This window comes from Streptomyces sp. A1277, assembly GCF_004795015.1.
GTDB lineage: Bacteria > Actinomycetota > Actinomycetes > Streptomycetales > Streptomycetaceae > Streptomyces.
This window is the reverse complement of the sequence record NZ_SSBI01000013.1, coordinates 23,212-37,356: the sequence shown is the minus strand read 5'-3', so window position 1 is coordinate 37,356 and position 14,145 is coordinate 23,212. Positions and strand designations below refer to the sequence as shown.

The following is a 14,145-nucleotide window of genomic DNA, read 5'->3' as shown; positions in this document are numbered from 1 at the left end:
CCTCTGCGGGAGCGCGAGGAGAGGACGAGCTCATGGCCGCGGAACCCGTCATCGTCGAAGCCGTACGCACTCCCATCGGCAAGCGTGGAGGCGCGCTCGCCAATCTGCACCCCGCCTACCTGCTGGGCGAGACCTACCGTGAACTTCTCGGCCGGACCGGCATCCACGCCGACTGCGTCGAACAGATCGTCGGCGGCACCGTCACCCACGCCGGCGAGCAGTCCATGAACCCCGCACGCAACGCCTGGCTGACCGTGGGACTTCCGTACGAGACGGCCGCGACCACCGTCGACTGCCAGTGCGGGTCCTCGCAGCAGGCATCGCACATGGTGGCCAACATGATCGCGGCCGGTGTGATCGACGTCGGCATCAGCTGCGGCGTCGAGGCCATGTCGCGGGTGCCGCTGGGCAGCGGCTCCAAGCACGGCCCCGGCAAGCCCTGGCCCGACGAGTGGAACGTCGACCTGCCCAACCAGTTCGAGGCCGCCGAGCGCATCGCCCGCAGGCGCGGCCTCACCCGCGAGCGCGTCGACGCGTTCGGCCTGCGCTCCCAGCAACGGGCGGCCGCCGCCTGGGCCGAGGAGCGGTTCAAACGCGAGACGTACGCCGTCCAGGTGCCGACCACCGAGGAGGAACAGGCCGCCGGGCAGGGCATGTGGCGGCTCGTCGACCACGACGAGGGGCTGCGCGACACCACGATGGAGGCGCTCGCCGGCCTCAAGCCGGTGATGCCCACCGCCGTCCACACCGCAGGCAATTCCTCCCAGATATCGGACGGCGCCTGCGCGATCATGTGGTCCTCCAAGCGGATGGCCCGCGCCCTCGGGCTCAAGCCGCGCGCCCGGATCGTGGCCCAGGCGCTCGTCGGCTCCGACCCCCACTTCCACCTCGACGGCCCCGTCGACGCCACCCGCGCGGTGCTCGGCAAGGCCGGGATGTCGCTCAAGGACATCGACCTCGTGGAGATCAACGAGGCGTTCGCCTCGGTGGTGCTGAGCTGGGCCCAGGTCTTCGAGGACGACCTCGACGGCCTCGCGAAGGTCAACGTCAACGGCGGCGCCATCGCGCTCGGCCACCCGGTCGGCGCCACCGGGGCCCGGCTGATCACCACCGCCCTGCACGAACTGGAGCGCTCCGACAAGGAGTTCGCCCTGATCACCATGTGCGCGGGCGGCGCGCTGGCCACCGGCACGATCATCCAGCGGCTCTAGTCCATCGACCAGGGGCGAGCCCCCGGCCTAGGGTGCACTCAAGTGCACCCCGGTCCGGGGGCTCACGCGGATGCCGTCGCGGAGATCCTTTTTCTACCGTCGTGGACATGGACAACAACGCGATCAACCCGCCCCGGAAGAACAGCGCACGACGCCTCCTCGCGGCCGCCACCGTGGTCGTCCTCACCGCACTCGGCACCGTCCCGGCCACCGCCGCGACCCGGCCCGCGACCGGGCACGACGCCGCGTCCGCCACCGCCGGCCGCCACGAGGCGCGGGGGACCCTCCTCGCGGTCACCCCCGTCGCCCGCCTCGACCGGGCCGGCGTGACCGCCTTCATCACCGGGGCCGGCATGAGCGCGGACACCGTCCGCCACGGCGTCCGCGCCTACCGCCTCACCTACGCGACGATCACCCCGCAGGGCCGCCCCACCACCGCCACCGGCCTCCTCGTGCTGCCCGAGGGCGGCGGCCACCGGCTGGACCTCGTCGCCGACACCCACGGCACGATGGCCCACCGCGACTACGCTCCCTCCGTCGGCCAGGACTTCGGCCGCTACGCCCCCTACCTGCACGCCTCCGCCGGGCGCGCGGTCGCCGCCCCGGACTACCTGGGCCTCGGCAAGGGCCCCGGCCGCCACCCGTACATGGACACCGCCTCGGCCGTCAGCGCCTCGCTCGACATGCTCCGCGCCTCACGCACCGCGTCGCGACAACTGGGCCGCCCGCTCACCGGCGACGTGTACGCGAGCGGCTTCTCACAGGGCGGCCAGGTCGCCATGGCCCTGGGCAAGGCCCTCCAGGGCGGCGCCGACCGGCACTTCGGACTGCGGGCCCTGGCCCCCGTCTCCGGCCCGTACGACATCGAGCACGCCGAGACGCCCGCCCTCTTCGACGGCCGCGTCAACGACACCAGCGGCCTCTTCTACATGACGTACTTCCTCACCGCGCAGAACAGACTGCACCCGCTGTGGAAGGACCCCTCCGAAGCGTTCCGGGAGCCGTACGCGGACATCGTCGACGACCTCTTCGACACCCACCACTACGAGGAGGAGATCATCCCGGCCCTCCCCGCGACCCTGAAGGAACTGCTCACCGACGACTACTACCGCAAGGTCCAGCACCCGGCCGGCGCCCTGCTCGCCGCGCTCCGCGCCCAGGACGGCACCTGCGCCTGGAAGCCCGCAGTCCCGGTGCGGCTCTACAGCTCATCGGGCGACACCGACGTACCCGTCGCCAACGCCCGCAGCTGCGCGGCCGATCTGGCGAAGCGGGGCGTGAAGGCGCCGGTCATCGACCAGGGTGAGACCGATCACAACGAGACCTACCTGACGTCGGGCCCGCAGATCGTGCGCTGGTTCGACAAGCTGGCGGCGCGCGGCTGACGGTGTGCTCCGGGCATGCCGAAGCCCCGGCCGCGGTGCGGTCGGGGCTTCGGTGCTCACTGGACGGCCGGGCCGGCTCAGTACCAGCTGTTGGCCTGCCAGAAGGACCAGGCGGCGCAGGGGCTGCCGTAGCGGGAGTTCATGTAGTCCATGCCCCACTTGATCTGGGTGCCGGGGTTGGTCTTCCAGTCGGAACCGGCGGACGCCATCTTCGAACCGGGCAGCGCCTGGACCAGGCCGTAGGCACCGGAGGAGGCGTTGGTCGCGCTCGGGTTCCAGCCGCTCTCGTGGCTGACGATGTTGCTGAAGCACTGGAACTGGGCGTCGTCACCGATCATCTGCTTCGCCGTGGCCTGGGCACTCGCGGCGGAGGACGTCGGCGCGGCGGACGGGGCCGCCATGGCCGGGGAGACACCCAGGCCCAGGCCGGTGGCGCCGAGCAGTACGGCGGCGCCGGCGACGACGGTCTTGCGACGGGCGGTGCGGGGCTGGGCGAGGATGTTACGGGCGAACGACACAGGGAACCTAACGTCGGGAACGGGGGAGTCGCGGGCTCGGTCCGAATCCTGCGTGGACCGGCGCTCGTTGACCGCGATCCGATGCGGTGGACCCTGCGGTGCTCGGCGACGAGATCCAGTCTTAGCGGCGCCGTTCAGCCATGGCAACGACCCCCGGTACGACCCCGCCTCGCACCCCGGGCCGAAGGTCCCGAACCACCCCGAACCGCGTCATAGCAGGTCGGAGGGGTCGGGGCCGGGTCCTGCGGGCCGCCCGTGCGGCTCCTATCCCGCTTCGTACGGGACCAAAGACCTGTGGGTGCCCTCACTCGCCACGGGCGTCGAATGTGACCTGGGCCTCGAAGGCGGCCCGCCTGGTGGCCCGCCGCAGCGCCTTCAGCAGCGGCGCCCCGACCGTCAGCGTCAGAACCACGGTGAGCACGGCCCGGCCCAGGTCCCAGCCCAGCGACGTCGTCGCGCAGTACACCAGGAACCGCACCAGGTTCTCGCCCAGCGGATCACCCGCGTGGAAGGAGATCCCGGAGGCGAGGCCCGGCACGATCGTCCACCCGTACAGGTTCATGACCGTCCCGTACGCGAACGACGCCACCGCCCCGTACGCCGCGAGCATCCACAGCTCGCCGCGCCCGCGCAGCCGGTCCGGGCCCGGCAGCAGACCCGCGCCCATCGCGAACCAGCTCATCGACAGCATCTGGAACGGCATCCACGGCCCCACCCCGCCGGTCAGCAGCGCCGAGGCGAACATCGTCACGGAACCGAGCACGAACCCGAAGCCGGGCCCCAGCACCCGGCCGCTCAGCACCATCAGGAAGAACATCGGCTCAAGCCCCGCCGTCCCCGCCCCCAGCGGGCGCAGCGCCGCCCCGACCGCCGCCAGCACCCCCAGCATCGCCACCGCCTTCGCGTCGAGCCCGGCGTCCGCGATCATCGCGACCACCACCCCGACCAGCAGCGGCAGCAGCGCGGCGAACAGCCACGGCGCGTCCTGGGCGTGCGCGAGCCCCGAGTCCGGGCCCGCCAGCAGCGGCCAGCCGAAGGCGGCCACCCCGATGGCGCTGATCAGCACCAGCGCGGCGATCGCGCGCGGCCCGAGCCGGACCGGGCCGCCGCCGCGCCCCTTCGTGCCGCTCACGCGCCACCCCCGAGCGCCGCGCGCACCTGGGAGACGGTGAGCCATTCCTGCGGGGCGAGGATCTTCGCCGTCTGCGGGGCGAACGCGGGCGACGACACCACGACCTCGGCGGTCGGCCCGTCCGCGACGACCTCCCCGTCGGCGAGGATCACCACCCGGTGGGCCAGCTCGGCGGCCAGCTCCACGTCATGGGTGGCCAGCACGATGGCGTGCCCCTCGGCGGCCAGCGCGCGCAGCATCCCGACGAGCCGGGCCTTCGCCGCGTAGTCCAGACCCCGGGTCGGCTCGTCCAGGAGCAGCAGCGGGGGCCGGGCGGTGAGCACGAGGGCGAGAGCCAGCGCGAGGCGCTGCCCCTCGGACAGATCGCGGGGGTGGGTGTCGTCCACCACCCCGGGAAGCAGCTCGGAGACCAGCGCCCGGCAGCTGCCCGGCTCGGCCCCCGCGTCGGCGTCGGCCGCCGCGCACTCGGCGGCGACCGTGTCCGCGTACAGCAGGTCGCGCGGCTCCTGCGGTACGAGGCCGACCCGGCGGACCATCTCGCGCGGCGGGGTGCGGTGCGGGGTCCGGCCGCCGGTCAGGACGGTGCCGGAGGTGGGCTCGACCATGCCGACGAGGGCGCCGAGCAGGGTGGACTTGCCGGCGCCGTTGCGCCCCATCAGCGCCACGGTCTCGCCGGGGCCCACAGTGAGCGACACCCGGCGCAGCGCCTCGATCCGGCCGCGCCGCACCCCCAGCCGCTCGACCCGGGCCGCCGCGTCGCCGCTGACGGCCTCCGGGGCCGGGGCCTCCTGCGGGGCGCGGCCGAACAGCCGGGAGAGGGCGCCCCGGCGCGGGGCGGGGAGAGGGGGCGGCGGGAGGAGCTTGTGGCCCGCGCCACCGCCGACGGGCTGCGGCACCACGTCCGCCAGCCGCTCCCGCATCCCCGACGCCCGCCGCCGCGCGTCCCGGACCGAGAGCGGCAGCGGCTCCCAGCCCGCAAGGCGACCGAGCGCCACGACCGGCGGGTGCACCGGGGAGACCGCCATGACGTCGGCGGGCGCCCCCATCACCGGGGCGGCGCCCGGCGACGGCAGCAGGACGACCTGGTCCGCGTACTGCACCACGCGCTCCAGCCGGTGTTCCGCCATCAGGACCGTCGTGCCCAGGTCGTGGACGAGCCGCTGGAGCACCGCGAGGACTTCCTCGGCCGCCGCCGGGTCCAGCGCGGACGTCGGCTCGTCCAGCACCAGGACCCGGGGGTGCGGGGTGAGGACCGAGCCGATCGCGACCCGCTGCTGCTGGCCGCCGGACAGGGTGGCGATCGGGCGGTCGCGCAGCCCGGCCAGGCCCAGCAGGTCCAAGGTCTCCTCGACCCGCCGCCGCATCACGTCCGGGGCCAGGCCCAGCGACTCCATGCCGTAGGCGAGCTCGTCCTCGACCGTGTCCGTCACGAAGTGCGACAGCGGGTCCTGGCCCACCGTGCCCACCAGATCGGCCAGCTCCCGGGGCTTGTGCGTGCGGGTGTCCCGCCCGCCCACGGTGACCCGCCCGGTCAGCCGGCCGCCCGTGAAGTGCGGCACGAGCCCCGAGACGGCGCCCAGCAGCGTCGACTTGCCCACCCCGGAAGGACCGACGAGCAGCACCAGCTCGCCTTCCGGGACCGTCAGATCGACCCCCGACAGGGTGGGGCGCTCCACACCCTCGTACCGCACCGAAACATCGTCGAACCGGATCACACCTGCTCCTCGAAGCCTGTGGGGGAGGGCGGGACGGGCGCGACCAGTGCCGGCAGCAGCCCGGGCAGCACGGCGGCGGCCGGCCACAGCGGCAGCACGGGAGCGGTGAGCGGTACGACCCCGGGGTGCAGCGCCGCGGGATCGGCGCTCCCGGCCCGGATCATCGCCGCCGCGACCACCGCGCCCGACCCCGCGACCAGCCAGGCCCGCACCCCCCACCGGTCGGGCCGGTAGCGGGTCCGCGCCGAACGGGCTCCGCCCAGGCGCAGCCCGGCCATCGCGGCGACGAGACCGGCGATCAGCAGCGGCAGCCCGTACACCGCACCCTGCGCGGCGAGCAGCCCGTACGTGCCGGCGCACACGCCGAGCAGGCCGCCGAGCGTGAGGACGTTCGTGGTGTGCCGGACGGCGGCCGGGACCCGTGCGGTGCGCCCGTAGCCGCGCGCGTCCATCGACGCCGCCACCGCGACCGACCGCTCAAGGGCGCCCTCCAGGACGGGCAGCCCGATCTGGAGCACCGCCCGCACCCCGCCGGTCGGACGGCCGCGCAGCCGCCGGGCGGTGCGCAGCCGCAGCACGTCGGCCACCATGTTCGGCGCGAACGTCATCGCGACGACGACGGCGACCCCGGCCTCGTACAGCGCGCCGGGCAGCGACTTCAGGAGCCGGGCCGGGTTGGCGAGCGAGTTCGCCGCGCCGACGCAGATCAGCAGGGCCGCCAGCTTCGCCCCGTCGTACAGCGCGAACAGCAGCTGCTCGGCGGTGACCCGGCCGCCGATCCGGACGCCCTTGGCCCAGGCGGGCAGCGGCACCTCCGGCAGTGTGAACACGACGTGCGTGCCGGGGATCGGCGAGCCCAGGAAGACGGAGAAGAGGAGGCGCACCACGATGACGAACAGCCCGATCCGGATGAACATCCCGTAGGACCTGGCCCACGGCGCGTCGGTGCGGCGCGCGGCCACCACGTACCCCGCGACCCCGACCAGCAGGCCGAGCAGCAGTGGGTTGGTGGTCCGGGACGCGGCGGTGGCCAGCCCGAGCGCCCACAGCCACCACGCCCCGGCCGGCAGCGCGTTGCTGCGGGTCGCGGCGGGGGCGCGCCAGGCGGGGAGCCGGGCCGTCGCGGGGTCCGTGCGGCCGGCCGTCGAGCCGGTCATCCGCGGCGGCGGCGGGCCTGCGCGACTGCGGCGATGCCGAGGAGCAGGACGGCGCCGATCCCGACGAGGACCCCGGCGGACGGGCCGCCGCCGTCGCCGGAGGAGGAGCCGGCGGCGGACGCCGAGGTGGGCGCCCGGCCGCCGCCGGTGTCCGAGCCGTCGTTCCCGTTGCCGGAGACCTGCTCGCCGCAGCCGGTGGCCGGGTAGCCGGAGATCGCGCAGAGCATCGCACTCGTGTCGTAGCGCAGCGGCCCGGCGACCGAGGCCAGCGCCTCCGCGCTGCTCGCGTCCTTCGCCACGCGCGCGCAGGCGGTGCGCGGCGCGGGCGGGGTCTCCCCGTCCGGCGCGTCCGCCGCGACGCCCGGGTCGATCACGAGCGCGACCCGCTTGCTGCCGCCCTTCGCGGGTGTGTCCGCGCAGATCTTCGCGAAGTCGGGGGCGCGGCGCGGCTTCGACGCGTCCTCGGAGTCCGCGCTCACCGCGAACCGGAAACCCTGCACCGAGCCGTCGTCGGGCCGCACGAGCGACGGCCCCTGGGTGGCGTACGACCAGCCGCTCGCCGAGCCCTCCCAGAACGACCAGTAGCGGTAGCCCGCCGCCTGTGCCGTGCCCGCGCCGAGCACGGCCAGCACGGCGCCGGCGACCAGGAGCGCGGCGGTCCGTGCGACGCCCCTCACAGCTGCTGGTTCTTGCGGCGGCCGCTGATCAGGAAGCCGACGCCCGCGCCGACGGCGAGGCCGATCCCGACGAACCACCAGAGGCCGCCGATGCCGTCGCCGTCACCGCTGTCCTTCCTCTCCTCGTCCTCGGTGGCGGTCGCCTGAGGCTTCTTCACGGCGGCGGGCTCGGGGCCGGTCGCGTTGAGCTGGGCGACCAGGTCGGCACCGCCGAAGTCGTGGACGTCGGTGCCGGTCGCGTGGGCGGCCAGGATCAGCTGGGCGTAGGCGGCCGGGCCGTTCTCCTTCGCCCAGTCGGCGGAGTTCTTCTCCAGCCAGGTGACCGAGGCGGCGGCCTTGTCCTTGTGGCCGGATGCGGACAGGGCGACGACCGCGTCGGCGGTGTTGCCGAAGTCGGGCTGCGGGGCGCTGTCCTGCGCGCCCGGCATCGGCGCCGAGTCGAGGTGGCCGCTCTCGGCGAGGGTGGTGGCGAGGTAGGAGGCGCCGTTCTGCGCGGCCTGCTCGGGTCCGGACGCGGACCCCTTGTGGCAGGTGGGGTCCTTGACCGCGGCGTTGTTGCCGACGACGAGCCCCTTGCCGAGCGCGCCGAGGACGCCGGCCGCGGTGGCGTCGGCGTTGGCGGCGAGCTTGCCGGCCTTGTCGGGCTGGTAGGCGAAGGCGCCGCCGTCCTTGCCGCCGCAGGGGATGGCGAAGGTGAGCAGCGCGGCGTACGGGGTCCTGCCGCCGTCCGTCGTCACGTCCCCGAGCTTCGCGCCGGCCCGGGCGAGGGCGCCGATCACGAGGGACGTGGAGTTCGCGTCGCTGGGGCTGCCCGCGGTGTAGCCCCAGCCGCCGTCCTCGTTCTGGACGGACTTGAGCCAGCTGACGGCGTTCGCGACGGCGTCCTGGTGCCCGCCGACGTCGCGCAGGGCCTGGGCTGCGGCGGCCGTCGCGTTCGTGTCGGCCATCGTCTTGTCGGTGCAGGGCGCGGAGGCGTCCGCGCGGTACGCGGGGAAGACCCCGCTGTCGCACTGCTGGCCGGTCAGCCAGTCCACCGCCTTCGCGGCGGGCGTGACACCCACGGCGCGCTGCGCGAGGAACGCCAGTGACTGCCGCCACACCCCGTCGTACGTCGGGTCCTTCGTGCCGTAAAGACCCGAGGGCAGCGCCGCGGAGGGGGAGGGCGACGGCGCGGCGACGGCGGCCGGGGCTGCGGCCGCGCAGAGCACGGCGGCGGTGGCGGCGAGCGCAGCTGCGCTGCGGCGTACGGTCATGGCGGCGGGGGCCTCTCCTGGGGGAACCGGGCACAGGCACACACAGGCACCAGGCTCCGGCTCCGTATACCTCGACGGTGCCGGCCGCCGGGGGTCCCCGACGGCACGAGCCGGTCACGACACGGACAGGGCATTCCGACTTCCGCCGAAGGCGGCGGTTCACGGAATGGGGTCTCCCCCTGCTCGAGCGAAGTCGAGAGCTTGGGGAATGGTCAGTGCCGGATTCGCACCGGCTTCCCCCTGAACGGGCATGATGACGACTCGCACACTCTACCGGGCGGGGCCCGGGGGGCCCTGTCCGGGCGCCGCCGCCGGGGCAGAATGCGGGCGGACGGTGAGGCGGGACGGCCGGGGGCCGGGAGGGGCGGGAGTCCGGAATGGATACGACGACGAGCGGCGGACCGAGGACACCGGAGCGCTGGAGGCTGCTGGCGCCCGCGTGCGTCGGCCTGCTGTGCGTGCTGGCCGGTGCGGTGCTGTTCGCGCTGGTCCCGGGCGCGGTCCACGACGTGGACGCCTACGCCGCCGCGCCCGCGTGCCGGGCCGGGCAGCCCCGGTCGGCCTCGTGCACGACGGCGGTGCCGGCGACGGTGCGGGCCACGGAGGACGTCTCCACCGGCCGGGGCGTGCGCTACTGGCTGACCGCCGCGGAACGGGACGCGGCGCCGGGCGCGGACGCGGTGCACCGCATCCACATGATCGGCTCCGAGCCGGTGTACTCCGCCGTGCGCTCGGGCGACGAGGTGACCCTCGTGTACTGGCGCGGCGAGATCCGCACGGTCCGGTTCGGTGCGGCCACCCAGGAGACCAAGGCGTCGCCGTCCGAAGACTGGCGCTTCCCGGTGGCCTTCGGCCTGCTGCTCGTGCCCTTCGGCCTCGTCCTGCTGCACGCCGCCTGGTGGTACCGCTACCGCTACCCGTCCGCGACGCACATGGCGCCCATGCGGTTCATGGTATGGTTCCTGACGTTCACGTTGGTGGCCCTCGTCGGATTCACCGGCGGCATGGTGGGCAGCGGGATCGGGAACGCGTTCACGGTCACCGCGTGCGCCGTCCCGCCGTCGTTCGCGCTGGCCGCGCTCTGCGCGTGGCGGCTGCAGCGCCGAGCGACGCGTGCGGCGGACACGAGCGACATCGTGCCGGTGGCCGTGAAGGGCGTGCGGTGCGTGAGCGCGTCCGTCCACGGCGACGTCCCGTACAGCGCGGCGGGCTTCGGCAACCTCGTCCTCGGCGACGGGCCCCCGGCGACGACCCCGGACCCGACGGGCCGCGTCGCCCGCAGGCCGCTGCCCGCGACGCTGACCGTGCACGGCGTACGGGGGCTGCGGCCGGGCGACCCCCATGCCTGGTACACCATGTACAAGTACGACGCGGCGGTCATCGAGTGCCGCGACGGCGACCGCACGGTCCTCATCGGCGCACCGCGCAAGGAGGCCGGGCTGATACTCGGCGCCCTGGCCCGGCGGGAGTGAACGCCGCCGCCCGCATCCGTCGGTTCTAGACTCGCTGCCGTGAGCAGTGAGGATGCCGCCCTTGAGGCGTTGGCCGTGCTGGCGGACCCGGTGCGGCGCGGGCTGTACCGCCATGTCACCGGCACCCCGGACGAGGTGGGCCGGGACGCGGCGGCCGAGGCGGTCGGGGTCTCCCGATCGCTGGCCGCGTTCCACCTGGACAAGCTGGTCGAGGCCGGGCTGCTGGAGGTGAGCTTCCGGCGGCTCTCCGGGCGCAGCGGCCCGGGGGCCGGCCGGCCCTCGAAGCTGTACCGGCGGGCCGAGGGCGAGCACGCCGTGTCCGTACCGCCCCGCTCCTACGACACCGCGAGCAAGCTGCTCGCCGAGGTGGTCGAACGGGCCGGCCTGGACACGGAGTTGCAGTCGGCGGCGCGGGCGGCCGGGGAGGCCGACGGCGGCGCGTCCGAGGAGGGGGCGGACCCGGTCGAGGTGCTGCGGGCGCGTGGCTACGAGCCGTTCTGGGACTGCGGCAAGCTCCGTCTGAACAACTGCCCCTTCCACGCCCTGGCGGACCAATTCCCCGCCCTGGTCTGCGGGATGAACCTGGCCGGCATCGAGGGCCTGCTCGCCGGGCTGCCCGGGGCCGAGGGCTGGCGCGCGGCGATGGACCCCCTCCCGCACGGCTGCTGCGTCGCGATCGAGGCACCTGGAGAAGTCTAAAAAAGAATCCGTTGACTTTAGAAGGTTCACCCGGCCATGCTTGGGCCCGTGAACGACTTCCACCTTGCCCAGGTCAATGTCGGGCGCATCCTCGCCCCGCTCGACACCCCCCGACTCGCCGACTTCGTCGCACAGCTCTCCGAGATCAACGCCCTCGCCGACGGGTCCCCCGGCTTCGTGTGGCGCATGGTCGACGACGGCGGAGCCGACGCGACGAGCCTGCGCCCCCAGAGCGATGACGACCTCTTCCTGATCAACTGCTCGGTCTGGGAATCGGTCGAGGCGCTGCGCGACTACGTCTACCGCAGTGACCACCTCCGGGTGCTCGCCCGCCGCCGTGAATGGTTCGAGCGACTGAGCGACCATCACTTCGCGCTGTGGTGGGTCCCGGCCGGCCACCGCCCGAGTGTCGAGGAGGCGATGGAGCGCGTGGCCCTGCTCCGTGAGAAGGGCGAGAGCCCCGACGCCTTCACCTTCCGCGCCCCGCACCCGCCGCCCACGGGGGTGGCGGTGGGGTGACGGGGGAGGGCCGGGGACCCGGCGCACACCGCGCCGGGGCCTCTTCCGTTTCCGCCCCCGCACGCGACCCGGCTCGGGCGCCGGGGGCCCCGGCCCCTACGCCCGGCCGGGCGCGGGCGCCGGGGTCCGCCGCGCGAGCGGGACCGGCGCAGGGCCCGGGTCCTCGGAGAGGAAGAGGCGGCGCACGACGCGCTCGGCGGCGTGCCCGTCGTCGTACTGGCAGAAGCGTGCGCGGAAGGCGGCACGCAGCGCGGTGGACTCGGGGCCGCGCCAGCGACCGCTGCGGAAGACGTCGGTGAGTTCGTCCTCGGTGGTCGTGACGGGGCCCGGGGTGTCGCCGGGCAGGCCGGAGAGAAGGTCGAAGGTGACCCCGCGGACCTGTGAGTAGGTCTCCCAGTCGTCGGCGTGCACGACGATGGGGCGGTCGAGGTTGGCGTAGTCGAAGATCACGGACGAGTAGTCCGAGACGAGCGCGTCCGCCGCCAGGCACAGCTCCTCGACCGAGGGGTGGCGGGAGACGTCGATGACGCTGCCGTGTCCGGCGAGTTCGGCCAGCCGCGGGCTCCGGCTGTCGAGGGGGTGGGTCCGGACCATCAGGACGAAGTCGTCGCCCAGCGCCTCGGCCAGCCGTGCGGGGTCGAAGGAGGGCGTCCAGTCCTTCCGGTAGTCCCGGTGGGTCGGCGCGTACAGCACGGCCGTCCTGCCGGGGGCGATGCCGAGCCGGGCGCGGGCGGCGGCGACGTCCTCGGCGCCGGAGGTGTAGTAGCGGTCGTTGCGCGGGTAACCCGTGGCCAGGGACTCGAAGGCGCCGGGGTAGACGCGCTCCCACTGCGCGGTGGAGTGCTGGTTGGACGAGACGCTGAGGTCCCAGTGGTCCACCCGCTCCAGGAGGCGGCCGAAGTCCATGCCCCGGGCGGCGGCGGGATGGGCCTTCCGGTCCAGGCCCATGCGCTTGAGCGGGGTGCCGTGGTGCGTCTGGAGGTACACCTGTCCCGGGCGCTTGACGATGTCGTCCGGGAAGTCGCCGTTGCTCACGAAATACGTGGCGCGGGCCATCACCTCCCAGTAGCGGCGCGACCCGCGCACGACGTGGTCGACGCCTTCGGGCACCTCGGGGGCGAGTTCCGCGCGCACCAGCCACACGCCGTGCACCTGCGGGGCCAGCTCCCCGGCCTTCTCGAAGACGGCCAGCGGGTTGCAGGAGGGCAGGCCGTCCCCGTACGAGGTGTAGACGGCGAGGTGCGGGTCCAGGGGGCGCCGGCGGTGCACGGTGTACAGGCCCGCGGACGCGCGTTCGCCGGCCTTGTTCGTGATCCTGAGGACCTTCTTCGGTCCCCTTCTTCTGACCCGGACGGCGAGTTCGGTCGCCTGGTAGGTGCGGAACGACCGCTTGGCCAAGGTGCGCATGGAGGCCCCGACCGCCCCGCCCGGCGGCGTGAAACCGGCCGGGAGGTGCTTGGCGTAGAAGTCCGCGGTGAGGGCGAAGAAGTCCTTGCGGTCGCTGACCTGCACCCGGTCGGGGCGCTTGATCACGAACAGCATGTGGTCCAGGGCGCGCTCGAACAGCAGGCTCTGGGCCCAGGCCAGTCCGGGGCGCTCGGCGAGGGCGGCGAACAGCCCCTCGTACTGCGGGAAGATGTCGAAGTGCTTGCGGCCCGGCGTCTTCGTGATCGCGCCGTGGCGGCGCTGCCGGTACTCGACACCGACCCGGTCCAGGCAGCCGATGCGCTCGGCCGTGACCATCGCCAGATGGGAGACCGGCGCGTCCTCGTACAGGCCGGGCGCGTACTGGAAGCCCTCCTTCAGGAAGAACTCCCGGCGGAACGCCTTGTTCCAGGCCACCAGGAACAGCTCGATGAACTCGGGCCGGTCCTTGATGCGGAAGACGTCCGTGCCCGCCCGCGCGACCAGGTCCGCGGTCTGGCTGCGCGGGCCCTTGCCGTACCAGTGGGTGCGCACGTGGTCGAAGACGAGGATGTCCAGCTCCCCCACCGCGTCGAGCCGGTCGGCCAGTGCCTGGAGCAGACCGGGGGTGTAGGAGTCGTCACTGTCGAGGAAGAGGACGTAGTCGCCCCGAGCGTGCCGCAACCCGGCATTGCGCGCCCGCCCCAGGCCCACGTTCTCCGGCAGGTGCACGGCCTTGACGCGTGCGTCGCGGGCCGCGTACTCGTCGATGATCGCCCCGCAGGCGTCCGGCGAGCAGTCGTCGACGGCGATCACCTCGATGTCCCGGAACGACTGCCCCAGGACCGAGTCCAGGCACTCGTGAAGGTATCCCTGCACCTTGAAGACAGGGATGACAATGCTGAATCGGGGCATACGGGAACTCCAGGTGACGTACCGGGTGCGGAGGTCGGACAAGGAAGACTCCCGAACCCGCCGAAGCGTTGTACGAGGTGAGGGGGGT

General features: G+C 73.9%; 12 protein-coding genes. 5 read left to right on the top strand and 7 right to left on the bottom strand.

The window, feature by feature from the left end:
- The first annotated feature begins 32 nt into the window (after positions 1–32).
- Both E6R18_RS11235 and E6R18_RS11230 read left to right on the top strand, forming a co-directional pair.
- A complete protein-coding gene (locus E6R18_RS11235) occupies positions 33–1,211 on the top strand; it encodes a steroid 3-ketoacyl-CoA thiolase (RefSeq protein WP_136316739.1) in 1,179 nt (392 codons plus the stop codon).
- Positions 1,212–1,312: 101 nt separating this feature from the next.
- Positions 1,313–2,596, top strand: coding sequence for an alpha/beta hydrolase (locus tag E6R18_RS11230; protein ID WP_136316738.1), 1,284 nt, complete (start codon positions 1,313–1,315; stop codon positions 2,594–2,596).
- Between the two features lie 77 nt (positions 2,597–2,673).
- Here the strand turns inward: E6R18_RS11230 and E6R18_RS11225 are convergent, their stop codons facing one another.
- From E6R18_RS11225 to E6R18_RS11200, 6 genes are all read right to left on the bottom strand, one after another.
- Entirely contained in the window at positions 2,674–3,114 is a 441-nt protein-coding gene (locus E6R18_RS11225) for a transglycosylase SLT domain-containing protein (RefSeq protein WP_136316737.1), read from the bottom strand.
- 304 nt (positions 3,115–3,418) lie between these two features.
- The gene (locus E6R18_RS11220; protein WP_136316736.1) at positions 3,419–4,246 is read right to left on the bottom strand and encodes an ECF transporter S component; all 828 of its coding nucleotides are present in this window, start codon (positions 4,244–4,246) and stop codon (positions 3,419–3,421) included.
- The gene (locus E6R18_RS11215; RefSeq protein ID WP_136316735.1) at positions 4,243–5,961 is read right to left on the bottom strand and encodes an ABC transporter ATP-binding protein; all 1,719 of its coding nucleotides are present in this window, start codon (positions 5,959–5,961) and stop codon (positions 4,243–4,245) included. Before E6R18_RS11215 ends, E6R18_RS11220 begins: the two co-directional genes overlap by 4 nt.
- Positions 5,958–7,118 (bottom strand): energy-coupling factor transporter transmembrane protein EcfT, encoded by a 1,161-nt coding sequence (locus E6R18_RS11210; protein WP_136316734.1) that lies wholly within the window; start codon positions 7,116–7,118, stop codon positions 5,958–5,960. Before E6R18_RS11210 ends, E6R18_RS11215 begins: the two co-directional genes overlap by 4 nt.
- Complete coding sequence (locus E6R18_RS11205) at positions 7,115–7,795, bottom strand: SCO2322 family protein (RefSeq protein WP_136316733.1); 681 nt, start codon at positions 7,793–7,795, stop codon at positions 7,115–7,117. Before E6R18_RS11205 ends, E6R18_RS11210 begins: the two co-directional genes overlap by 4 nt.
- On the bottom strand, positions 7,792–9,048 hold the full coding sequence (locus E6R18_RS11200) for a prenyltransferase/squalene oxidase repeat-containing protein (protein WP_136316732.1): 1,257 nt from the start codon (positions 9,046–9,048) through the stop codon (positions 7,792–7,794). The genes E6R18_RS11205 and E6R18_RS11200 overlap by 4 nt, the downstream gene beginning before the upstream one ends.
- Positions 9,049–9,425: 377 nt before the next feature.
- Between E6R18_RS11200 and E6R18_RS11195 the strand changes: the two genes are divergently transcribed.
- The 3 genes from E6R18_RS11195 to E6R18_RS11185 are packed head-to-tail and all read left to right on the top strand — an operon-like array spanning position 9,426 to position 11,738.
- The gene (locus tag E6R18_RS11195) at positions 9,426–10,520 is read left to right on the top strand and encodes a hypothetical protein (RefSeq protein ID WP_240799685.1); all 1,095 of its coding nucleotides are present in this window, start codon (positions 9,426–9,428) and stop codon (positions 10,518–10,520) included.
- Between the two features lie 39 nt (positions 10,521–10,559).
- On the top strand, positions 10,560–11,219 hold the full coding sequence (locus E6R18_RS11190) for a helix-turn-helix domain-containing protein (RefSeq protein ID WP_136316731.1): 660 nt from the start codon (positions 10,560–10,562) through the stop codon (positions 11,217–11,219).
- A gap of 48 nt (positions 11,220–11,267) precedes the next feature.
- Positions 11,268–11,738, top strand: coding sequence for a DUF3291 domain-containing protein (locus E6R18_RS11185; protein WP_136316730.1), 471 nt, complete (start codon positions 11,268–11,270; stop codon positions 11,736–11,738).
- A 96-nt stretch (positions 11,739–11,834) separates the two neighbouring features.
- On the opposite strand, the gene E6R18_RS11180 is transcribed toward E6R18_RS11185, so the two are convergent.
- On the bottom strand, positions 11,835–14,057 hold the full coding sequence (locus E6R18_RS11180) for a bifunctional glycosyltransferase family 2 protein/CDP-glycerol:glycerophosphate glycerophosphotransferase (protein ID WP_136316729.1): 2,223 nt from the start codon (positions 14,055–14,057) through the stop codon (positions 11,835–11,837).
- Positions 14,058–14,145 lie beyond the last annotated feature (88 nt).